Source organism: Nocardia sp. NPDC003345, from assembly GCF_053589395.1.
This window is the reverse complement of sequence record NZ_JBSFRU010000083.1, coordinates 1-20,092: the sequence shown is the minus strand read 5'-3', so window position 1 is coordinate 20,092 and position 20,092 is coordinate 1. Positions and strand designations below refer to the sequence as shown.

The following is a 20,092-nucleotide window of genomic DNA, read 5'->3' as shown; positions in this document are numbered from 1 at the left end:
TCATGCGCAGGAAAACGGTCCAGACGACCACGATGGCCACGACCGCCCCGGTGAAGGTGAGCAGGGTGCGCGCGGTGCCGCGCGCGAGACGATCGACGAGAAGCGTGTTCATACCCGGGCCTCCGATTCGGTTCCGGCGGCCCAGGGGGTGGCCAAACGCTCCACCGCCGCCACGAGCAGGAAGCAACCGCCCGCCAGCACGGTGCACACCAGGGTGATGCCCCAGGTGCGGACCACATCGCTGGACTGCTGCGCCACCACCAGGGCGGCCCCGAGTCCGCGTTCCTGACCCATGAATTCACCGATCACCGTGCCCAGCAGCGCGGCGGGGACCGCGATCTTCAGGGCGGTGAGGATATTCGGCAACGCGTAGAGCAACTGCACCTTGCGCAGCACGAGGTACCGGCCGCCGCCATAGGCGCGGACCAGATCCGCGCAGACGGGGTCGGCGTGGCCCAACCCGTTGAGCGTCCCGACCAGGGTGGTGAAGAACACCGAGACCGCGGCCATGATCGCCGAGGTCACCGGTCCGTTGAAACAGGCCGCGAGGATCGGCGCGATGGCGATCAGCGGAATACAGGCCGAGGCGATACCCATCTGCAATACCAGCTTCTCGACGGCCGGCACCGTGAGCACCAGGGCCGCGCAGCCGATCGCGGCCAGATTGCCCCAGAGGAAACCGGACGCCGCCGAGGCCAGCGTGACGGGCAGATGCAGGTTGTAGAAGTCGAATCCGTCGGCGGCCAGGCCCCCGAGAATCTCGGTCGGCGGCGCGATGGCCGGGCCGAGGATTCCGGTGGCACCGGCGAACTGCCAGACGGCGAGCACGATCGATGTCCCGGCGACCGCCAGGTATCTCCGATTGGTCACGACCGCGCTCCGGCGGGGACCGGCCCGGCGCCGTCCGGCGCGCCGAAGAGGACACCGGAGAGCAGATCGACGTATTCGTGGAAGGCGCTGGTCCGCATCATCTCCGGAGTTCGGGGGCGGGGGAGGTCGATCTCGACCACCTTCTGCACCCGCCCCGGCCGGGGACTCATCACCACCACCGTGTCCGACAGGAACACCGCTTCGGAGATCCCGTGGGTCACCATCAGGGTCGTCGCGGGACGTTCGGTCCAGATCCGCAGCAGTTCGACGTTGAGGTTCTGGCGGGTCATATCGTCGAGCGCGCCGAAGGGTTCGTCCAGCAGCAGCACCCGCGGTTCCACCACCAGGGCGCGGGCGATCGCCACCCGCTGCCGCATACCGCCGGACAGCTGGGCCGGGCGGGCGTTCTCGAAACCGGTGAGGCCCACCAGGTCGATGAGGGCGTCGATGGCGTCGTCGCCGGCCTTCTTCCGGGAGACCTCCAGTGGCAGCCGGATATTGGTGCGCACCGATCGCCACGGCAGCAGCGCCGCGTCCTGGAACGCGATACCGAGGTGGTCGTGGCGGCGCATATCGCGCGGGGTCTCGCCGTGGACCAGGGCGGTTCCGGAGGTCTGCGGTTCCAGCCCGGCGAGAATGCGCAGTACCGTGCTCTTTCCGCATCCCGAGGGGCCGAGCAGGGTGACGAACTCTCCTTCGCCGGATTGGATGTCCACCCCGTCGAGTGCGGTCACCTCTTTGCGGCCCGCCTTGAATGTCTTGGTCAGACCGCCGATATGGATGCCGGGTGCGGTAGGCGAGACCATAGGTTCTCCTCGATCGAAGCACTCCGTCTTGTATCCGAGTTTGGATCCAAGCTCGGATACGAAATTACGGAGGCTACGTTTCGTCGCCGTGAATCGACGGCACGACCGCATTACATTCCGCTCACCGCCGCAACCGAAATCCGCCGCCGGAGACCGGTCTCCGGCGGCCGGTGTGAGCTTTCGGTCCAGGCTTGGATTCGAGAATGTGGATGATCACCCGACGCACGCAGTTATCGGTTCGTGGCGGCGATGATGGAGTCCAAGACGTGCTGTGCGCTTGTGAGCTCATCGATGGCGGCGGAGATCCTGTTCCGTTCTTCGTGCAGGTCGGCGAGCAGGTCCGGGCAGGCTGCAGCTAGTCCGTCCTCGGTGTCGACGGTGCAGGGTAGGACATGAGCGATCATGGCAGTGTTCAGGCCCGCGGCCAGCAAGGTGCGGATGCGGTAAACCCGGTTGATATCGCTGGCACGGTAGCTTCGGTAACCGCTCGGCTCGCGCCGGGGGGCCAAAAGGCCCTGTTCTTCGTAGTACCGCAGCAGTCGCTGGCTGACGCTCGTTCGTTCTGACAGTTCACCGATGCGCATCGCGATTTCCCGGCTTGACTCTGACATCAATGTGAAGGTTTACCGTAGCCGCATCCCCAGCCCTTCCGCAATCTCTCGGGAGGGCAACCGACGCGGATAGGAGACAATAATGCGTACACCTGTGGAGGAATCCGTAATCGTGCTGGGACGTGGCGTCCGAGCGGCCGCCCTGGCCGAGGCCCTGGCGATAAACAACGCGGTCACAGTCTGGGATGAGCACGACGAAAACCATTCACGCCCGATTCTGCGGGGGGATTCACTACCGGCCGCTCTGGACGGCGCAGCCCTCGTCATCATTTGTGTCGAGGACTACGACGCTGCAGCTCGGGCCTTTCAGCGGTACGAGGAGCACATCGGGTCCCGCGACTTGGTCAATCTGACCTCGGGCACCAGCATGCAAGCCCAGCAGCTGGCTTCCTGGGTGGGCGACCGTGGCGGCCGGTATCTCGATGGTGCGCTGATGGCACATCCCGAACATGTAGGCAACCCCGAGACAGTGGTGGTGTACAGCGGTTCCGAAGAATTGTTCGTGCGTCATGAACCACTGCTGGGCCAGCTGGGTGGCACCACCTTTCTGGGACCGAACCCCGGCACCGCGGCACTCTACGACATTGCGATGCTGAATTTCGCCTGGGCGACGCTCATCGGATACCTGTACAGCGCAGCATTGCTGCGCACGGCCGAAATCGGCGCAACAAAAACGGCGCCGCTGTTGAATCACTGGCTGTCGACCACCGTCGTTTCGGTTATCGCCGACTACGCCCAGCAGATCGATGACGGTCGATACCCCGGCGACGAGGAATGGCTCGAACTCGACGCGCCCCTCATGGACCACCTCATCCAAGCCGCCGACGAGCGCGGGATCAAACCTGAACTGCCACATCTCATCAGATCGCTCACCCTGAGAGGCATCGAAGCCGGCCACGGCAGCGACAGCTTCGCAAGCCTGATAGAAATCATCGCACCTGGATCACACGCAGAGCAGTAGTCGAATAGGCGTGCGACATGGGACAGTGGGGCGTCTGTCAGGACGCCCCGGTACCCGTCTCTGCCATCTACCCGGGTGGCGCCGGGTGCTGTTGCGCCTCCTGGCGGGCGATACGGTCCTCGTGAATCCGGACCAGTTCGCGGAACCCGATCCGGTCCCAGCCCGGTTTCGGCTGGATACCCCACTCGTCCTGTGCCGTCTTCTGCCCCGCTGCCTCCGGCGGACCACCGAACGGCGGGCCGGAGAGGGGGTAGGGGTGCTCGCATTCGACCGTGTCGTCGGAGTAGCGCACCTTCATCAGTTCGCTGCAGATCTCGGTGAACGACAGCGTCGGCCAGCCGTACCACAGCGCCAGCGCCGGGACCGTGAACGCGCCCTCGATCACCAGCGCGAACAGGCAGACGAAGATTCCGCGCCGCAGCCAGCGGTGCATCCGGGCGTACGGTGCGGTGGTGCCCAGCGGCAGTTCTTCTGTGCCGCTCTCGCCGGCGGCGGATTTCTTCTCTGTGCTCATGGGAATGTCCTTCGAGCGGTTTGCCGGTCAGTCGGAGAAGATCTCGCGATTGACGGTGTGCAGATAGGGAATCGCCAGGAACGGCGTGATGTAGAAGATGTCGTAGAGCCACCAGCCGATCACCGGTAGCACCACCCCGTCGTAGCGCACATCGGCGTACATGGTCATGTTGAACGTGTAGCCGATCCAGATCACCAGGCCGAACCAGCAGGTGACGATCATCCACTGATGACCCCACCGCTTCATCTGCAGGAACGCGATGGCGGCCGCGATCCGCATCGGGAAGACGGTGAGCATCAGGGCGACTTCCCAGCCCTTCTCACCGGGGGCGCCGGCGCCGCCGATCCACAGTTCGTTGTAGTGCCAGAAATAGCCCGCGTCGAAGAAATTGCCCCACGCGGTGAGGATCACGCGGTTGATCAGGGTGTGGTTGGCGATGAGGTCCAGGGCCCAGCCGAGACTGTTGAGCGCGGCGTCCAGGATCACCAGATAGCCGATCAGCGTGACGATGATGGGCCGCACCGAGAGTCCGGACTGCTGGGCACGGCGCTGCAGCCACACTCCGCGCAGGAAGATCGGCAGGCCGACGATTCCGAGCACGAGGGTGCCCATCAGCAGCGTTCCGGCAGTGAGCCACCAGTCGGCCTCGCGCTGGGCGCGGCGTGATTCGTCGTGGTGTTCGTCGTAGGCGTCCTTCGGCGCGGTCGTCGCGGCGCCGCGCCAGGGGAGGGGGAATGTCGAGAGTTTCACGAGCGCTCCTACCAGTCCCGGACCGAATACATATGCAACTGGATGAGAAACATCGCCAGTAGGAATCCGTAGGCGAAGATCTGGACGGCGATCAGCGCGCGGCGGCGCCTGCGATCCTGTTCGTTCACGGTCGGTGGCCTCCTTCTAGACCGACTGCGCGGCCGGGGTTTCCGCGGTGGCCAGGGCGGCCGCCGCGATCTCGCGCAGACCTTCGTTGATCGCGCCGCTGCTGCTCAGCGGTGCGAGTACACAGGCTTCGGCGGCCTCCCATTCACCGGCTCCGGCGGCGATGAGATGCGCTGTGGTCACCAGGACGCGGGTGGACGGCGGCTCGAAATGGAAGACCTCGTCGGCCTCGCGGATGGTGCGCGCGCACCGGACCAGCCGGGCGGCGATATCCGGGGCGACACCGGTTTCCGCGACGATCACCTCGGCCTCGCGCCCCGCGTCGAGATAGTTCATGGCCAGCGTGACGAAACGCTGCCGGAAGGAGGGTTTGAGTTCCTTGAGCGAGCTGCGGTAGGCCGGGTTGTAGGAGCAGACCAGCATGAAGGTCTCCGGCGCCGTCACCACCTCACCGGCGCGGTCCAGATACAGGGCCCGGCGATGATCGGTGAGCGAGTGCAGGACGGCCAGCGAATCGTGGCGGGCTTCCACCACCTCGTCGAGATAGCAGATCGCCCCGTCCTTCACCGCGGCGGTGAGCGGTCCGTCGTTCCACACCACATCGCCACCCGATACCAGGAACCGGCCCACCAGATCCGCGCTGGTGAGATCGTCGTGACAGCTGATGGTGACGACCGGGCGGTCCAGCAGGCGGCCCATATGCTCGACGAAACGGGTTTTCCCGCAGCCGGTGGGCCCGGTGAGCATCACCGGGATCCGCCGCTGGAAGGCCCGCTCGAACAACTGGATATCGTGGCCGGTGGCGTAGTAGTCCGTACTCATCCTCACCTCTCGGTGGCAGTTCGGCCTCACCCGGCGGTGAGGGGTCGCTAGGCGGCGACCAGTTCGCGGTGGACGTGCGCGAGCACGCGGGGGAGTTCCTCCACCCGGCGGATGCGCTGGGAGCGGCGGTCACCGAAGACCGTCGGTAGTGGATCGACGCGGACCGGGCCGATGCCCAGGTAGTAGACGGCCACCCCGGCCTCGTCGGCCTCCGCGACCGCGTGGGCGACATCGGCCCAGGCATAGCGGCCCTCGTAGCCCTCGTCGGAGATCAGGCCGTCGCCGATCACCAGCAGCAGCCGGCGTTCGGCGGGCTGGGTGAGCAGACGGTGCGTCAGATGCCGGATGGGTGCGCCGAGCCGGGTGTAGCCGCCGGTTTCCAGGCCCAGGCCGCCCGGGTCGACGAAACGGGGTTCGTCGAAATCCTTGAGGCAGCGCACCTCCACCCGGTGCCGGGTGTTGCCGGTGAACACGAAGATCCCGTGCCGCTCCCGGGCCGCCGCCATGGCGTGGGAGAGCGCGTCGGCGCAGGCCAGTTCCAGCCGGAAGGCCCGGCCCTGATGGATGCCGAGGGACGAACTGCCGTCCAGCAGTAGCGCGGTGGCGACATCGCGGGAGTCCGGCATCAGTTCGCGGAACACCCGTGGCTGCGCGGCGGTGCCGGTCAGCAGGTCGGTGTAGTAGCCGATATAGCGGTCGATATCGAGGTCCGAACCGTCCTCCAGGCCGCCGGTGATCGCCCGGTGCGTGCGCTCCCGGAACCAGCGCCGGACATCCACCGGTACCGGGGCGGCGGTATGGGCCGGGCGGGGCTGCCGCCGTTCCAGTACCGCCACGTGATCAGGGAGGAAGCGCCCGGTCCAGGCGTTCCATTCGGGGTAGGGGATACCCGCCCGCCGGTCGGGCCGGATCTCGATGTCCTCGTTCTCCGGCCGGCTCGGCGGCGGCAGATTCGGATTGCGTACGCCGCCCGCACCACCGACCGGAACCGACATGGCCCGGTAGGAATCGGTGCGCGGCGAGGTCCATGGCATTCGCCCGTACATGCGCCGGGCCGTCAGCGCGACCCGGCTGCGCGCGGGCAGGGTCAAGGGCGGAGAGCCGAGTATCGGGTGGGCGACCGGCGCCGGGCCCGACCGGGCCGCCGCGACCGCGCGGTCCAGTATGGTGAGGCCGTCCAGTTCCGGGTCGGCGATCTCGAGATCCGGCAGCAGCCGGCGCAATTCCGGCATGAGTCCGGGAAAGCGCGCGGCGATCCAGCCGAGGGCGACCCCGCCCTCGATCAGCGAAACGCTCGCCAGTTCACGCGGTGCGAGTTCGTGCAGCGCGTACCGCGCGATGCGTTCCTTCGAGGGTGCGCATTGCAGGGCGACCCCGCAGGTCACGGTCCGGCGTGACCATGCGGGCGGCGGCGGATAGGGCACGTGCACCACGGTGTGGGTGGTGTTCAGCCCGAAAGTGCGGCGCTCCCCGGTGATCAGCCGGGCGCCGTCGCGGCGGCGCTCCGAGAAGGCCACCGCGGTCAGCCCGCAACTGCGCTCCAGGGCCGCCGCGGGGGTGGGTTCGCTGATATCCATGGCCGGTCACATTGGGGCGCGGCAGTTCAGAAGGTCCCGATATTGCGCATGACCCAGTACCAGAAGCCGATCACGGCTCCCATGGATCCCCACGCGACGATCAGGCGCACGATGTCTTGCCACATGAGGTACCTCCGTTGTGTTCTGTTCCCGGGGTGGGCTTTCCGGGGTGCGTGGGCGCGGTGTCATCGCGGTTCCAGACCCCGCAGTGCGGTGAGGACGTAGTTGTCGAGCATCGCCGCCCGCACCGATTTCGAATCGCTGGTGGTGGTGAGCAGGGCGTACAGCCCGAGCAGGAAGAACACCGCGCTGTGGAACGGGTCGATTCCGGCGGCGGCCTCGCCCGCGTCGCGGGCCCGGGCGATCTCCTCGACCACGGCCACGATCAGCGGGTGGTCGGTCCATTCGTCGTCCGGCGGGCGGGTCGGGGCGAAGTGCAGGCCCAGCACGTCTTTGAACAGAATCGCGCCGACCCGGCGTTCGACCGACAGCACCAGGCGTACGGCCTTGTTCAACGCCCCGGGGAGATCGTGCGGGGCGGCGACGAACCGGGCGAACTCCTTCGCGACGCGCGCCTCCTCGCGGCGCTCCAGCTCCAGCAGTACATGTTCCTTGCTGGGGAAGTGGAAGTAGAAGGTGCCGCGCGCGACGCCGGCGGTATCGATGATGGCGCCGACATCCGCCCCCGCGGTGCCGGTGCGCTTGAACTCCGCGACAGCGGCGTCGAACACCCGCTTCCGGGTCTCCAATCGCTGGGCCTGCCGGCCCCGGGGCTTCTGCGTCGGCGCGTTCACGGCATCCATGAGACGGCTTCCGCTGAAAAATGTCAATAAAAGATTTCAATGACCATTGTCAGCGAATGACGTGTTGTACTGGTGTGCAATCACTTCAGTGGTACGACTATCAGGCAGTGGCGGCGAGTGCGGTGGCGGCCACGGCCAGCGCGAAGTAGGCGCCGGGGAAGGCGAGGTTGTAGTAGACGCGAGCGCGCAGATGAGTGAGCAGTGCGCCCGCGAAGAACAGCACCAGGCCCACCCCCGCGGCGAGGCCCACCTCCCGCATGCCGAGGAGCCCGAGCAACAGCCCGCCCGCGCCCGCCAGTTTGAGGGTCGCGAGCCATGGGATCCAGCGGCGCGCCACACCCACTTCGGCCGAATTGGCGAGCACGAAATCCGCCCGGGCGAAATCGGCGACGGCGATACCGGCGTTCGCCGCCGCGGCGGCGAGAGTGACGACGAGATAGGTGGTGTGCATCGGCGGTTTCCCCTCGAACTGATCGGTGCGGAGATGCGGATACCGCGCCTCCGGGTACGGAATCAACTGTTCTCGGACCCGCTCCGATACACCAATACCTGCGTCCATAACCTGATGGAATGGATGTCGACACCCGGTTGCTGCGCTATTTCGCCGTGGTCGCGGAAGAAGGCAACCTGACCCGCGCCGCCGCACGTCTCTACGTGTCGCAGCCTGCCCTGACCAAGCAGATACGGCAGCTGGAGAGCCTGCTGGACGTCCGGTTGTTCGACCGGTCGCGGTCCGGGATGGCCCTCACTCCGGCGGGTGAAGCCCTGGCCGTGGAGGCGTCCGCGGTGCTCGGGGCCTGGGACCACGCGCTCCACGAGACCCGGCGAATATCCCGGCACGCCGCGCGAACGTTGCGGGTGGGATTCCTCGCCAGCGCCGCCAATGAGGCGACCCCGGAGATCATCGCGGAATTCTCGCGTCGGCTGCCCGGCTGGCGGGTGGATATGCGGCAGGCGTCCTGGGCCGATCCGACCGGCGGCCTGGCCGGCGCGGAGGTCGATATCGCCATAGTCCGGTTGCCGTTCCCGGGGCAGGACGCGTTGCGGATCCCCGAATTGTTCACCGAACCCCGCTGGCTGGCGCTGTCCGCAACGCATCCCCTGGCGACCCGTGAAACCGTCGATTTCGCCGATCTGCTCGACGAACCCTTCGTCGCGGCTCCCGCCGAGACCGGGGCCTGGCGTGACTACTGGCTCGGTGCCGACGAACGCGCGGGCCGGGCGCCGGTGATCGGCGCCGTGACGGACCGGCCCGACGAATGGCTCACCGCCATCGCGAACGGCTACGGCGTGGCGCTGGCGCCCGAATCCAGCGCCCGCTTCTACGCCCGCCCCGGAATCACCTACCGTCCGCTCACCGGTGTGGCGCCGAGTTCGGTCTCCGTCGCGTGGCCGCCCGGCTCCGATACCGATCAGGCGGTTGCGGTGTTCGTAGCCTGCAGTCTGGATATCGTGGCCGAATCGAATCGGCCGGCTCCGCCGCCCCGCCCCGCCTGAGCGTTCGGCCCGGCCATTACGTGGTGCGGAACGGGCGGGTCAGGCGTCCCACCACGCCGGTACCCAGCGAAACGCATTGCCGGCGGCCGCTACCCGGCCGACGGACGGGAACGACAGATGCGTGGCGATCAGCGATTCACCGGTCGACTCCAGTTCCCGGAAGAGCTCGACGCGGACTCGGGCCGCCTCCGCGGGGTCGTGTTCGAACCCGTTGAACCAGTCCGGGTGTTCGAACGCGACCGGGAAGGCCGCATCGCCCGCGAATGTCATCCGCTCGCCGCCGGAGTCCAGGCGAACCACACTGTGGCCGGGAGTGTGGCCGCCGGTGCGGCGGACGAGCACGCCCGGCGCCACCTCGTACTCCGTCTCGAACGGCCGCAGCCGGGTCCGGTACTCGTCCAGGAACCGGGTGGCGGCCGATCGCAGCGCGCCCGGCACCCCCGGTGGCATATCGGTGCGGGCGAAGTCCGGTGACTCCCAGAACTCGGCCTCGGCAGCGGCTACGTGCACCCGCAGATCCGGCCGCATCCGGGACCCCAGCCCGTCGTCGAGCAGTCCGCCGATGTGGTCCATGTGCAGGTGGGTGAGGACGACGTCGGTCACCGACGCGGGATCGATCCCGGCTGCCCGCAGTCGCATGGCCAGCAACCCGGCCCGGGGGAAATCCGGGAACTCCCCGCCCAGTCCCGCGTCCACCAGAATCGTCCGCTCTCCGCTGCGGACCACCGCCACGTTCAGCGGCCACGCGAGCAGGTCGTGCGGCAGGAACATATCGTCCAGCCAGGCTTCCCGGGCGGCCGGTTCGGCGTTGGTGGCCATGGTCCGGGGCGGTATCGGCATGACACCGTCACTGATGATCAGGACGTCGATATCGCCGACCCGCAGCGCGTAGCGCGACGGGGTCGGTTCGTCGGGTCCCGCCGGCTTCCGCTGCGAGGTGTCCTCCGAGCTCACGTTCCCTCCTTGTCCTTGGCGCATTCGAGGGCCGGCGGCCGATGGGGCCGGCTTCTTGCTGACATATCCGGGCGATGCCGGATCTCCGGTGTGGGGACGTTCCGGGTGGTGGCATCGCGGCTGCCGGGACTGCGTCCTGCGGGGGAGTGCGGCTGTCAGTATTGCCGAGACCTGCGGGTTCGTCGTGCTCGCACGACGGTGAGTCGCCGGGGCGGCACACCCGCACACCCGCGATGTGCCACTTAGGTGCCATCTTGTGCCAAACGCTCTTGTGGTTGTGCCATTGGTGTGCCATAGTGGTGCCATGGACTTGAGCAGCTACGTGAGCAACCTCGGACGAGAGTTCGCGACCCTCGCCGAAACCAGTGGCGCGGAGGCCCGCGCCCTGGTCGAACAGCTTTCCGGCTCGCTCGAATCGGCGATCCGGATGACTCTGCTCGAAACGCTGGCGGCCGCCGCCGGTGAGATCACCGTGGATCTGGCGCCCGGATCGGTGGAACTGCGGCTGCGCGGCCGCGATCCGGATTTCGTGGTCACCGCGCCACCGTCCGAGCCGGCCGGTGACACCCCGGCCACCTCCGGCGGCGTGCCGGACGCGGAACCGCTGATCGGCGAGGACGGTCCCGCCGCGCGGATCAATGTCCGCATGCCCGAACAGCTCAAGACCGCGATCGAGGAGGCCGCCGCCGGGGAGGGTCGTTCGGTCAACGCGTGGCTGGTCCGGGCGGCCGCCACCGCCCTGCAGCGCCCCGAGCCCGTATCGCGCCCCGCACCCCGGGGTGCCGGACAGGCCTTCACCGGCTGGGTGCGTTAACCGCCCCGCACACTCTTTCACTCCGTTCCCTCGACCTGCGGTAACGGCTCACCTACTCATGATGTGGAGACACCCATGCCAAAATACGACACCCCGGAACCGGTTTCGGTCATCATCGAACTCGGATTCGGACATGTGCGGCTCGCCGCGACCGACCGGGCCGACACCGTGGTCGAGGTCCGCCCCACCGATGAATCCGACGATTCCAATGTGAAGGCCGCGGGGCAGGTCCGCGTCGACTACATCGACGGAGAACTGCGGATAACCGGTCCGCGGCGGCGCATCGACTTCTCTCGGAAGTCCCGGTCGGTCGATGTGGATATCGAACTACCCAGCGGTTCGAAGATTTTCGCCGATCTGCACGCCGGCGATATCCGCGGCACCGGCCGGCTCGGAGAATGCGGGCTCGAAACCTCCGCCGGTCATGTCCGGCTCGAGCGCACCGGTCCACTGCGAGTGCAGACCGCGGCGGGTCATGTCACCGCCGGGGCCGTGGCCGGTGACGCCGAGATCTCCACCGGCTCCGGCAAGGTGCGGCTCGGCGAGGTGCGGGGGACCGCGGAGGTCAAGAACTCCAACGGTGAGACCACGATCGGCACGGTCACCGGTGAGGCGCGAGTACGCGCGGCCAACGGTGATATCCGCATCGAACGGGCCGGTGCCGACGTCCACGCGAGATCGTCCAACGGCGGTATCCGGCTCGACGAGGTGATCCGCGGCTCGGTCGAGATCGAAACCGCTCTGGGTGATCTGGAGGTCGGGATCGCCGAGGGCACCGCCGCCTGGGTCTCGGTGAACACGAAATTCGGGTCCGTGCGCAACACCCTCACCGATACCGCCGGCCCCGGGAAATCCGACGAGACCGTCGAGGTGCGCGGCCGCACCTCCTTCGGCGACATCACCATTCAGCGCTCCTGACCCCCATCCGGTCCACAGAAAAGGAACACCATGACCAGCCGACCGTCCCCGGCGATCGCCGTCACCGGACTCCGTAAATCCTTCGGAGACAAACTCGTCCTCGACGGCGTCGATCTGACCGTGCCGCGCGGGACCATCTTCTCCCTGCTCGGCGCGAACGGCGCCGGTAAGACCACCACCGTCCAGATCCTGTCCACACTGATCAACGCCGACGACGGCGATATGCGGGTCGCCGGCCACGATATCGCCCGGGAACCGGACGCGGTGCGGGCCGCGATCGGGGTCACCGGCCAGTTCTCCGCGGTCGACAACCTGCTCAGCGGGGAGAAGAACCTGCTGCTGATGGCCGATCTGCACCACTTCACCCGCCACCACGCCCGGCAACGCACCGCGCAACTGCTCGAACAGTTCGACCTGGTCGAGGCCGCGAAGAAACCGGCATCCACCTATTCCGGCGGTATGCGGCGGCGGCTCGATCTGGCGATGACCCTGGTCGGTAGTCCCGAGATCATCTTCCTCGACGAACCCACCACCGGGCTCGACCCGCGAAGCCGCCGCAATATGTGGCAGATCGTCCGCGACCTGGTCGCCGGCGGCGTCACCATCTTCCTCACCACGCAGTACCTGGAGGAAGCCGACGAACTGGCCGACCGGATCGCGGTGCTCGACCGCGGCCGCATCGTCGCCGAAGGCACCGCGGACGAATTGAAACGCCGGATTCCCGGCGGGCACGTGCGATTGCGCTTCGCCGACCAGCAGGGGCTCGACCTGGCCCTGCGCGTTCTGGACCGGGCGACGCGCGACCACGACGCCCTGGCTCTGCGGGTGCCCAGCGACGGCAGTATGCGGTCGCTGAAAACCGTGATCGACCTGCTCGACGAGCGGGCGATCGAGGTCGACGAACTCTCCGTGCACACCCCCGATCTCGACGATGTCTTCCTCTCCCTCACCGGTAAGCCCTCCGACGCGAAAGTGACCACCCGATGACCGTCACCACCCCCGCCGCGCCGCCGCGTTTCCATCCGCTGCGCGATTCGGCCACGATGCTGCGCCGCAACCTCGACCATATGCTGGCGTACCCGTCGCTGACGGTGATGCTGGTCGGGATGCCGGTCGTGTTCCTGCTGCTGTTCGTCTACGTCTTCGGCGGCACCATGGGCGCCGGGCTCGGCGGCCCGACCGGCGGGCGCGGCGAATACGTCGATTTCATCGCCCCCGCGATTCTCCTGATGACCATCACCGCCGCCGTCCAGGGGACCATGATCTCGGTGGCCATGGATATGACCGAGGGCATCATCGCCCGCTTCCGCACCATGCATATCGCCCGGGTCTCGGTACTCACCGGACACGTGCTGGGCAGTCTCATCCAGACCATGATCAGCCTGACGCTGGTGCTCGGGGTGGCCGTCCTGGTCGGGTTCCGGCCCGCGGCGAGCCCACTGGACTGGCTGGTCGCGGCAGGGTTCCTGATGGTGGTGACCTTCGCGCTGGTCTGGCTGGCGGTCGCCCTCGGTCAGGCGAGCAAAACCGTGGAATCCGCGAGCAATATCGGAATGCCGCTGCTGCTGCTGCCCTTCCTCGGGTTCGCCCCGCCGGAGTCCATGCCGGCCGGGCTGCGCTGGTTCGCCGAATACCAGCCCTTCACACCCATTATCGAGACCCTGCGCGGCCTGCTGATGGACGAGCCGCTGGAGAACAACCTGTGGATCGCCCTGGCCTGGTGCGCCGTCACCGCCCTCGGCGGGTACCTGTGGTCGAAGAAACTGTTCAACCGTGAGCCGTCGCGGTGACTCCGTGACCAGCCGTGAAGCGCGTCCCCGTCCGGGGACGCGCTTTTCGGGTGTGCGCGGGGCCCGGACACCCGGGGCAGGAAGGCCGAACCGGGTGGGCATCCGCTGAATATCGGACGTGACTGTCGGCCTGATTCTCAGAGAGCGTAGCGCCGGACCGTATCGGGGTGGATAACGAAACGGACCCACTCCTCGGTGAGCATCCCGGCGAGGGTGTCGGCATGGGCCGGGTCGTCGAGATCCCAGTAGCGAGCGGCGAGGCGGGCGCACAACTCCGCCGCCCCGCCGGTCTCGATCGTGGCGCGCCCGGCGACCGAGACCCAGCGTTCGGGTTCACCGACCGGTGCGGCGACTACCAGCGAAGCGCGCGGATCGCGGCGCAGGTACCGCACTTTGAGCGAATCGGGACCCGTGAAAAGCTGCACGGTGCCCTCGGCGGTGGCCTCGAACCACACCGGGCGGGGTTGCGGCGGGATCGGGCCGCCCGCGACGGAGAGGAAACCGTGCAGGGGGCGTCGCAGGAACTCCAGGTCGGGTGCTGTCAACGAACCGTTGTCGGTGTTCATGGGTCGATTGAACCCGGTGTGCGTGCTTCGATCCCATAGGTGCGACGCCGGACTTCCTGTGTATTCGTCTACGGCACCCGGATCGCTTCATCGTCCTGCTCCCTCGCAATCGGCACGATTAGTCGCGTCCTCGACCAGTTCGAGACCGAATGCGATACGGGCCTCATGAAGGTATGCGTCCATCTCCTCGGCCGGCATGGGCCGGGCGATGAGAAATCCCTGCGCCCGGCCGCAGCCCATATCGATCAACGCTCGGGCGGCGGCCACGGTTTCGACTCCTTCGCCGACAACACCGAGTTCGAAGGAGCGGGCGAGTTCGATGATGGATCGGACAATCGCCCGCTTCTCGGTATCGGAATCGAGCCGTTGGACGAAACTGCGGTCGATCTTGACGATGTCGACAGGGAGGGCTTTGAGGTTCGTGAGGGTGTTGTATCCGGTACCGAAGTCGTCGATGGCGATTTGGACATCCAGCCGCTTGAGGGCATGCAAGGTCGCGTGCGTCCGCTGTAGGTCGTGCACCGAGACGTTCTCGGTGATCTCCAGGCAGACCGCTCGACCTTCGATCGCGTTGCGCTGCAGCGCTTCTTCGACCCGGTCGACGAAATTGGGCCCGATGAGCTGTTTGGGCGAAACGTTGATCCGCAATACGAGATCCGGAACGAGTCCGCGGCGGCGCCAGTCCGCGAACTGGACGCAGGCGGTACGGATCACCCAGTCGCCGAGGTCGCTGGCGAGGTTGGCGGCTTCGGCCACGCCGACGAAACTGTCCGGCGGAAGGAGCCCCCGGGTGGGGTGCTGCCAGCGCACGAGCGCTTCGACCGCGAGGATTCGGCCGGTGCGCAGATCGACCTCGGGTTGGTAGTGCAGGATCAGGGAATCATCGGAAACGGCGCTGTGCAGGTTGAGCGTGAGGTCGTCTTGGAGGTCGAACCGGGAGTAGACGGCGTCGGTGTACACCGCGATTCCGAGGCCGTCCTGCGTCTTCGCCTCCCGCAGAGCGAGGTCCGCTCGCCGCAGAACCTCGGGCGCCGATTGCCCCGGGACACCGACTGCGACGCCGACGCTGAGTGCGCCGAGGCCGGCCTTACCCGAATCTGTCGTTGCCGTAGTCATTGCCTGCTGAATCTTCGAGGCGATGAATTCGGCGGTCATGGTGTCCATGGGCTTGGCCGGCACGATGACGAAATGGTTGCTGCCGAACCGTGCGAGCATGTCGGCCTCATCCAACTGTGCGGCGAGCCGGGCCGCGGCAGCGCGGAGAAATTCGTCGCCGGCGGCGCGACCGAGATGGTCGTTGACCGTTTTGAGCCGGTCCAGGTGCACGCACAGCGCGGCGATCGGGCCGGGCCGCCCCGGCTGCAGACGCTTTTCCAGGTAGTTCAGCAGAACACGATGGTTGGGCAGGTCGGTCAGATCGTCATGTGTGGCTATGTAGCGCATTGCCAGTTCCGCTTCCATGCGCGCCTGCAACTGCGCGAGCATGGAGCAGATCACTGTCAGTGCCGCCAGTTCACGGTCGGTCCAGGTCCAGGTCCCGTGCTTGACCAAACCCAGCAGGCCGATCGGCCGGCCGTGCAGCAGTAGTGGTAGGGCGGCGGAGGTGACGTGCTGGTCGTGGTAGGAATCGGCATGGGTGATCGTGGGTTCGATCAGGTTCTCGATCACATGCAGGGGTGAGTTGGCCTGATCGAAGTACACCACACGGAGTGGATCGGGATCCGGTGCCGACCGGTGGGGCCATTCGGCGACGAGGACGCTGGCACGCCGCTCGCGGTCGATCCGCCGCAGATAGGCGAAATCGACGTCGAGGCAGGTGATCAGTGTGGCGAGAAGTCGCTCGAGGCCGGGAATCAGGGTGGCATGGTCTATGGATGTCAACTCGGTCACGAGCCGGGGTATCTGTGCCTCGAGCGTGTTCTCCCCAGGACGGATCGCGGGACCCTCGGCGGTCGGTCGACCTTCCCGGCCGGACGGCGCGCCACCGTCACCGGGGGTGGGCGGGCGCGTGCTGAAGTGCTGGCGAATCCGGTCGATCTGGTCATGGGAAGCCCGAGCACGGAGCCCACGAGCCTCGTTGCTCCCCAGGGAGGTCCGTTCGACAAGCGCTCGGGTGTAGGCGGCCAGGCCTGCCACGCTGGTGTCGTCGCGGTTCATATGATGCTCCTCAGGTTGCGGTGAGCGCTTTTCCGAATCTGTCCGATCCGACCTTCGACAGCTCTGACGGTGAGTTCGGGGAACAGATGAGCGATTTCCCGGTGGGTGTAGCCGTGGGAGGCCGCCAGCACGATGATCTTGTCGATATCGGTCAAGGTCGCGAGAAACGCCTGGATCATGAGCCGGTCGGTAACCGCATCGAGCGGGTCCCCTGCTCTGATCGTCGAGGACTGGCGGGTATCCAGCAGTTTCACGACGTCGTCGTACTCGGAGCCGATCAGCTGGTTCGTACGCCGCCACCGTAGGTCTTCTCCGAACGCTTGCGGGAATTCGTATAGGCACGCGGTGAGGAAGTAGGTCGTCAGTTTGGCGCCTCGACAGGGGTTCCAGCCTTTTCCTTCGCGCATTTTGGCCTGGAACTTGGTCAGTGCACCGATGATGGTTCGTCCGATGACCTCCTGCCGGTATTCGCGGTCGGCGGTCAGCGATGCGCGTTCTGCGGGTCCGGCCTGCAGCCGTATTCGTTTCTTCGCGAGCCTGCGATAGATCTCGCCGGTCCAGATCCACGGATCCAGGACCTGACCGGCATATGCGGTGATCGTTGCCACCACCGTCTCCCAGACCTCGCCCCGCACCTCATGAGCACGAAGCAACTCATAGAGTTCCTGCTCGGCCGCCGCCTCGTTGAGCAGTTCGACGGCTTGCGCCACCGGGCCGGGTGGGGGAGCCGCCGTATCGATGGCGCCTTCTGCGCACGGAGACGGCTGCGCCGGGAACACCGGCTCGACATTGTCGGCAGCACCCGGATCGGGGCCTCGGCTCACCGGGGCTTCGGTTGGCTCATCGGCCGAGTTGTCGTCTGCTGGGGGCACCGCTTGTGACCCTGTTGTCGGCATGGGGTCTCCTTCGTTCGCATAGCCACTCCCTCACAGCAGCCGGGCGTTCACCGGGCACGGCCGCGCCCGGTCGAAGTAGTTATAGGCACGGCAGCGAGATTGCCCTCGGATGAAGGAAAACGCGTCGGCGAAGAGCGGTTTCGGGGGAAGCGGCACGGTCGCGCCTATGAGTTCCAGTGCAAGCGCGACATGACAGGAAGGACACCATGCAGGACGGAACTCCGCCTCCTTCGTCCGAGAAGAGGACCCCACTCGATCTGGCTGCCCTGAGTTCGATCCTCATCGCCGTGGTCACCATGGTGACCATCGGCAACGCGACGGCCGCGGTCCTCGCCGCCACCGGTGGTACCACGGCATTGTGCTACCGCACCTGGCGGACGGGCCACAAGGAGCGGCAACGCTGAGGAGGCCTCCGCATACCTAGGCCGGCGAGCCGGGGCGCCGGGCCAGGATCGACGCGACTCCCGCCGCGGCCCCTTGGACCGACGCCGCGTGCGCTTCGGGATGGAAGCGGCCGGCGGGGCCGGTGACCGAGATCGCCGCCAGCGGGCGGTCGTCGGTGCCGAGCACCGGCGCGGCCACACAGACGATCCCGACCGCGGACTCCTCGTGTTCGTAGGCCACTCCGCGTTCGGTGATCTGTGCCAGCTGCGCCCGCAACAGCCCCGGGCCCACGATGGTGCGCGGGGTACGCCGCAGCAGTGGGCCGGCCAGGATGCGGTCGACGGTTTCGGGGCCGGAGTAGGCGAGCAGCGCTTTACCGATCGCGGTGCAGTACAGCGGCATCCGGCCCCCGATCCGCGACGGGGCGCGGGCCTGGCGGTGCCCGCCGATCTTGCTGATGTAGACGACCTCGTCGCCGTCGCGCACCCCGAAGTGGACGGTTTCGCGGGTGCGGGTGAACAGGTCCTGGAGGAACGGCACCGCGACCTCCAGCAGGGTCCGTTCGGTGGCCGCCCGCATCCCCAGTTCGAACAATCCGCGGCCCAGCCGGTAGCCCTCGGCCGACGAACTCAGCAGGCGCGCGGTCACCAGGTCCCGGCACATCCGGTGCACCGTCGCCTTGGGCAGACCGGTGCGGCGGGCGAGTTCGGAGAGCCCGACAGCGCCGTCGTCGACCCCGAACGACTCCAGGATCAGCAGCGCCCGGCCCAGCACCGACCGCTCGTCGAGCTGGTCCTCCGGCATCGCGGCCTCTTCCTCGCACTGGTCCATTCAGTGGACCAGTTTACTGGTCAGCGTCCTGCGGAGGGTGTGCACTGGTGGGACCCCAACGAAGAGGAGAACGGAGGTCGCGGTGGCCACCACTGTCGACAGCATCAGCGACAGCGGGCCCGGTATCGACGAATCGATCGTCGCCCGGGCAGCGCAACGCCTGATCACCGCCGCGCAGACGCGGCGGACCTGCGCGCCGCTGCGCGAGGATTTGATCGGCCCCGACGATGTCGCCACCGCCTACCGGATCCAGGAGCGGTTCAACGCCGCCCGGATCACCCCGGAGGTCACGGTGGTAGGCCGCAAGATCGGCGCCACCTCGCAGGCCGTGCAGCAGCAGCTGGGCGTGGACCAGCCCGATTTCGGGGTGCTGTTCTCCGATATGGCCTACGTCGACGGCGATGTGATCCCGATCGACCGGCTGCTGCAGCCGAAGGCCGAGGCCGAGGTCGCGTTCATCCTGGGCGAGGACCTTGCCGAGGGTCCGCTCGATATCGCGCAGTGCCGGGCGGCCGTCACCGCGGCGGTTGCCGCGCTCGAGATCGTGGACAGCCGGATCACCGACTGGAACATCTCCTTCGCCGATACCGTCGCCGACAACGCCTCGAGCGGGCTGTACGTCCTCGGCACCGAACGCCGCAGCCTCGACGATTTCGACCCGATCGATGTCGTGATGAGCATGCGCATCGACGGCGAAGAGGTGTCCACCGGTAACGGCGCCGCCTGCCTCGGCGACCCTCTCAACGCCCTGTCCTGGCTCGCGCAGCAGGCCCGCACCTTCGGTGAGCCGCTGCGGGCCGGTCAGGTGATCCTCTCCGGTGCGCTCGGCCCGATGCGGCCGCTGCACCCCGGCGCCACCGTCACCGCCGCCATCTCCGGCCTCGGGACGGTCTCGGCTTCCTTCACCACCGCCTCGGAGGTCTCCCCATGAGTGACAACAACACCAAACGCACCAAGGTCGCGATCATCGGATCCGGCAATATCGGCACCGATCTCATGATCAAGGTGCTGCGGCATTCCCGGTTCCTGGAGATGGGCGCGATGGTCGGCATCGACCCGGAGTCCGACGGCCTGGCCCGCGCCGCCCGGATGAAGGTCCCCACCACCCACGATGGCGTGGAGGGGCTGGTGGCCCTGCCGAATTTCGACGAGATCGAGATCATCTTCGACGCCACCTCGGCCAAGGCGCACGAGCAGAACCACGCCCGGCTCGCGCCGCTGGGCAAACGCCTCATCGACCTCACCCCCGCGGCGATCGGGCCGTTCGTGGTGCCCGCGGTCAATATCGAGGAACACCTCGAGGCGCAGAACGTGAACATGGTGACCTGCGGCGGCCAGGCGACGATCCCGATCGTGGCCGCGGTCTCGCGGATCGTGCCGGTGGCCTACGCCGAGATCGTCGCGTCCATCGCGTCCAAATCGGCCGGACCGGGCACCCGCGCCAA

Annotated in this window: 23 protein-coding genes; 9 read left to right on the top strand and 14 right to left on the bottom strand. The window is 67.3% G+C overall.

Going from position 1 to position 20,092, the window contains the following annotated elements; all coding sequences use genetic code 11:
* Positions 1 to 108 precede the first annotated feature (108 nt).
* From ACWDU1_RS12425 to ACWDU1_RS12415, 3 genes are all read right to left on the bottom strand, one after another.
* Positions 109 to 870 carry an ABC transporter permease gene (locus ACWDU1_RS12425; protein ID WP_449998055.1) on the bottom strand — a complete coding sequence of 254 codons (762 nt, stop codon included), beginning with the start codon at positions 868 to 870 and terminating at the stop codon, positions 109 to 111.
* Positions 867 to 1,676 carry an ABC transporter ATP-binding protein gene (locus ACWDU1_RS12420; protein ID WP_449998054.1) on the bottom strand — a complete coding sequence of 270 codons (810 nt, stop codon included), beginning with the start codon at positions 1,674 to 1,676 and terminating at the stop codon, positions 867 to 869. The genes ACWDU1_RS12425 and ACWDU1_RS12420 overlap by 4 nt, the downstream gene beginning before the upstream one ends.
* Before the next feature lie 230 nt (positions 1,677 to 1,906).
* A complete protein-coding gene (locus ACWDU1_RS12415) occupies positions 1,907 to 2,260 on the bottom strand; it encodes a MerR family transcriptional regulator (protein ID WP_449998053.1) in 354 nt (117 codons plus the stop codon).
* Between the two features lie 109 nt (positions 2,261 to 2,369).
* On the opposite strand from ACWDU1_RS12415, the gene ACWDU1_RS12410 reads away from it, so the two are divergent.
* Positions 2,370 to 3,248, top strand: a complete 879-nt coding sequence (locus tag ACWDU1_RS12410; protein ID WP_449998051.1) for an imine reductase family protein — start codon at positions 2,370 to 2,372, stop codon at positions 3,246 to 3,248.
* Between the two features lie 67 nt (positions 3,249 to 3,315).
* Here the strand turns inward: ACWDU1_RS12410 and ACWDU1_RS12405 are convergent, their stop codons facing one another.
* From ACWDU1_RS12405 to ACWDU1_RS12380, 6 genes are all read right to left on the bottom strand, one after another.
* Entirely contained in the window at positions 3,316 to 3,762 is a 447-nt protein-coding gene (locus ACWDU1_RS12405; RefSeq protein ID WP_449998049.1) for a hypothetical protein, read from the bottom strand.
* Positions 3,763 to 3,789: 27 nt separating this feature from the next.
* A complete protein-coding gene (locus tag ACWDU1_RS12400; protein WP_449998048.1) occupies positions 3,790 to 4,512 on the bottom strand; it encodes a hypothetical protein in 723 nt (240 codons plus the stop codon).
* A gap of 144 nt (positions 4,513 to 4,656) precedes the next feature.
* Positions 4,657 to 5,460 carry an AAA family ATPase gene (locus ACWDU1_RS12395; RefSeq protein WP_449998046.1) on the bottom strand — a complete coding sequence of 268 codons (804 nt, stop codon included), beginning with the start codon at positions 5,458 to 5,460 and terminating at the stop codon, positions 4,657 to 4,659.
* Between the two features lie 47 nt (positions 5,461 to 5,507).
* On the bottom strand, positions 5,508 to 7,037 hold the full coding sequence (locus tag ACWDU1_RS12390) for a MorD protein (protein WP_449998044.1): 1,530 nt from the start codon (positions 7,035 to 7,037) through the stop codon (positions 5,508 to 5,510).
* A 185-nt stretch (positions 7,038 to 7,222) separates the two neighbouring features.
* Positions 7,223 to 7,840 carry a TetR family transcriptional regulator gene (locus ACWDU1_RS12385; protein ID WP_449998042.1) on the bottom strand — a complete coding sequence of 206 codons (618 nt, stop codon included), beginning with the start codon at positions 7,838 to 7,840 and terminating at the stop codon, positions 7,223 to 7,225.
* Between the two features lie 100 nt (positions 7,841 to 7,940).
* On the bottom strand, positions 7,941 to 8,291 hold the full coding sequence (locus ACWDU1_RS12380; RefSeq protein ID WP_449998059.1) for a DoxX family protein: 351 nt from the start codon (positions 8,289 to 8,291) through the stop codon (positions 7,941 to 7,943).
* A 119-nt stretch (positions 8,292 to 8,410) separates the two neighbouring features.
* On the opposite strand from ACWDU1_RS12380, the gene ACWDU1_RS12375 reads away from it, so the two are divergent.
* A complete protein-coding gene (locus tag ACWDU1_RS12375; RefSeq protein WP_449998041.1) occupies positions 8,411 to 9,337 on the top strand; it encodes a LysR family transcriptional regulator in 927 nt (308 codons plus the stop codon).
* A 39-nt stretch (positions 9,338 to 9,376) separates the two neighbouring features.
* Here the strand turns inward: ACWDU1_RS12375 and ACWDU1_RS12370 are convergent, their stop codons facing one another.
* Positions 9,377 to 10,291, bottom strand: coding sequence for an MBL fold metallo-hydrolase (locus tag ACWDU1_RS12370; protein WP_449998040.1), 915 nt, complete (start codon positions 10,289 to 10,291; stop codon positions 9,377 to 9,379).
* Between the two features lie 304 nt (positions 10,292 to 10,595).
* Here ACWDU1_RS12370 and ACWDU1_RS12365 point away from each other — a divergent pair, with 304 nt between their 5' ends.
* The 4 genes from ACWDU1_RS12365 (at position 10,596) to ACWDU1_RS12350 (ending at position 13,813) form a co-directional block, all read left to right on the top strand.
* Entirely contained in the window at positions 10,596 to 11,105 is a 510-nt protein-coding gene (locus ACWDU1_RS12365; protein ID WP_449998038.1) for an Arc family DNA-binding protein, read from the top strand.
* Between the two features lie 75 nt (positions 11,106 to 11,180).
* A complete protein-coding gene (locus tag ACWDU1_RS12360) occupies positions 11,181 to 12,023 on the top strand; it encodes a DUF4097 family beta strand repeat-containing protein (RefSeq protein WP_449998036.1) in 843 nt (280 codons plus the stop codon).
* 30 nt (positions 12,024 to 12,053) lie between these two features.
* Positions 12,054 to 13,010, top strand: a complete 957-nt coding sequence (locus tag ACWDU1_RS12355; RefSeq protein ID WP_449998035.1) for an ATP-binding cassette domain-containing protein — start codon at positions 12,054 to 12,056, stop codon at positions 13,008 to 13,010.
* On the top strand, positions 13,007 to 13,813 hold the full coding sequence (locus ACWDU1_RS12350) for an ABC transporter permease (RefSeq protein WP_449998033.1): 807 nt from the start codon (positions 13,007 to 13,009) through the stop codon (positions 13,811 to 13,813). The genes ACWDU1_RS12355 and ACWDU1_RS12350 overlap by 4 nt, the downstream gene beginning before the upstream one ends.
* Positions 13,814 to 13,950: 137 nt before the next feature.
* On the opposite strand, the gene ACWDU1_RS12345 is transcribed toward ACWDU1_RS12350, so the two are convergent.
* The 3 genes from ACWDU1_RS12345 to ACWDU1_RS12335 form a co-directional block, all read right to left on the bottom strand.
* The gene (locus ACWDU1_RS12345) at positions 13,951 to 14,379 is read right to left on the bottom strand and encodes a pyridoxamine 5'-phosphate oxidase family protein (protein ID WP_449998032.1); all 429 of its coding nucleotides are present in this window, start codon (positions 14,377 to 14,379) and stop codon (positions 13,951 to 13,953) included.
* Positions 14,380 to 14,466: 87 nt separating this feature from the next.
* Positions 14,467 to 16,269, bottom strand: a complete 1,803-nt coding sequence (locus ACWDU1_RS12340; protein ID WP_449998030.1) for a putative bifunctional diguanylate cyclase/phosphodiesterase — start codon at positions 16,267 to 16,269, stop codon at positions 14,467 to 14,469.
* Positions 16,270 to 16,532: 263 nt separating this feature from the next.
* Entirely contained in the window at positions 16,533 to 17,432 is a 900-nt protein-coding gene (locus ACWDU1_RS12335) for a hypothetical protein (RefSeq protein WP_449998028.1), read from the bottom strand.
* 206 nt (positions 17,433 to 17,638) lie between these two features.
* On the opposite strand from ACWDU1_RS12335, the gene ACWDU1_RS12330 reads away from it, so the two are divergent.
* Positions 17,639 to 17,836: a hypothetical protein gene (locus ACWDU1_RS12330; protein WP_449998026.1), complete on the top strand. Its 198-nt coding sequence runs from the start codon at positions 17,639 to 17,641 to the stop codon at positions 17,834 to 17,836.
* A 16-nt stretch (positions 17,837 to 17,852) separates the two neighbouring features.
* Here ACWDU1_RS12330 and ACWDU1_RS12325 read toward each other — a convergent pair whose 3' ends face one another.
* Positions 17,853 to 18,620, bottom strand: a complete 768-nt coding sequence (locus ACWDU1_RS12325) for an IclR family transcriptional regulator (RefSeq protein ID WP_449998057.1) — start codon at positions 18,618 to 18,620, stop codon at positions 17,853 to 17,855.
* Positions 18,621 to 18,729: 109 nt separating this feature from the next.
* On the opposite strand from ACWDU1_RS12325, the gene ACWDU1_RS12320 reads away from it, so the two are divergent.
* Positions 18,730 to 19,578: a 2-keto-4-pentenoate hydratase gene (locus ACWDU1_RS12320; protein WP_449998025.1), complete on the top strand. Its 849-nt coding sequence runs from the start codon at positions 18,730 to 18,732 to the stop codon at positions 19,576 to 19,578.
* Positions 19,575 to 20,092 (top strand): acetylating acetaldehyde dehydrogenase (locus tag ACWDU1_RS12315; protein ID WP_449998023.1); only part of this gene is annotated, 518 nt, incomplete at its 3' end. The genes ACWDU1_RS12320 and ACWDU1_RS12315, both read left to right, overlap by 4 nt.

What these genes read in the sequence shown, in the direction of transcription:
- ACWDU1_RS12420 (WP_449998054.1), bottom strand. Translation starts at nt 1,676, where the DNA reads ATGGTCTCGCCTACCGCACCCGGCATCCATATCGGCGGTCTGACCAAG.
- ACWDU1_RS12415 (WP_449998053.1), bottom strand. Translation starts at nt 2,260, where the DNA reads ATGCGCATCGGTGAACTGTCAGAACGAACGAGCGTCAGCCAGCGACTG.
- ACWDU1_RS12410 (WP_449998051.1), top strand. Translation starts at nt 2,370, where the DNA reads ATGCGTACACCTGTGGAGGAATCCGTAATCGTGCTGGGACGTGGCGTC.
- ACWDU1_RS12405 (WP_449998049.1), bottom strand. Translation starts at nt 3,762, where the DNA reads ATGAGCACAGAGAAGAAATCCGCCGCCGGCGAGAGCGGCACAGAAGAA.
- ACWDU1_RS12395 (WP_449998046.1), bottom strand. Translation starts at nt 5,460, where the DNA reads ATGAGTACGGACTACTACGCCACCGGCCACGATATCCAGTTGTTCGAG.
- ACWDU1_RS12390 (WP_449998044.1), bottom strand. Translation starts at nt 7,037, where the DNA reads ATGGATATCAGCGAACCCACCCCCGCGGCGGCCCTGGAGCGCAGTTGC.
- ACWDU1_RS12385 (WP_449998042.1), bottom strand. Translation starts at nt 7,840, where the DNA reads ATGGATGCCGTGAACGCGCCGACGCAGAAGCCCCGGGGCCGGCAGGCC.
- ACWDU1_RS12380 (WP_449998059.1), bottom strand. Translation starts at nt 8,291, where the DNA reads ATGCACACCACCTATCTCGTCGTCACTCTCGCCGCCGCGGCGGCGAAC.
- ACWDU1_RS12375 (WP_449998041.1), top strand. Translation starts at nt 8,411, where the DNA reads ATGGATGTCGACACCCGGTTGCTGCGCTATTTCGCCGTGGTCGCGGAA.
- ACWDU1_RS12365 (WP_449998038.1), top strand. Translation starts at nt 10,596, where the DNA reads ATGGACTTGAGCAGCTACGTGAGCAACCTCGGACGAGAGTTCGCGACC.
- ACWDU1_RS12360 (WP_449998036.1), top strand. Translation starts at nt 11,181, where the DNA reads ATGCCAAAATACGACACCCCGGAACCGGTTTCGGTCATCATCGAACTC.
- ACWDU1_RS12355 (WP_449998035.1), top strand. Translation starts at nt 12,054, where the DNA reads ATGACCAGCCGACCGTCCCCGGCGATCGCCGTCACCGGACTCCGTAAA.
- ACWDU1_RS12350 (WP_449998033.1), top strand. Translation starts at nt 13,007, where the DNA reads ATGACCGTCACCACCCCCGCCGCGCCGCCGCGTTTCCATCCGCTGCGC.
- ACWDU1_RS12345 (WP_449998032.1), bottom strand. Translation starts at nt 14,379, where the DNA reads ATGAACACCGACAACGGTTCGTTGACAGCACCCGACCTGGAGTTCCTG.
- ACWDU1_RS12335 (WP_449998028.1), bottom strand. Translation starts at nt 17,432, where the DNA reads ATGCCGACAACAGGGTCACAAGCGGTGCCCCCAGCAGACGACAACTCG.
- ACWDU1_RS12330 (WP_449998026.1), top strand. Translation starts at nt 17,639, where the DNA reads ATGCAGGACGGAACTCCGCCTCCTTCGTCCGAGAAGAGGACCCCACTC.
- ACWDU1_RS12325 (WP_449998057.1), bottom strand. Translation starts at nt 18,620, where the DNA reads ATGCCGGAGGACCAGCTCGACGAGCGGTCGGTGCTGGGCCGGGCGCTG.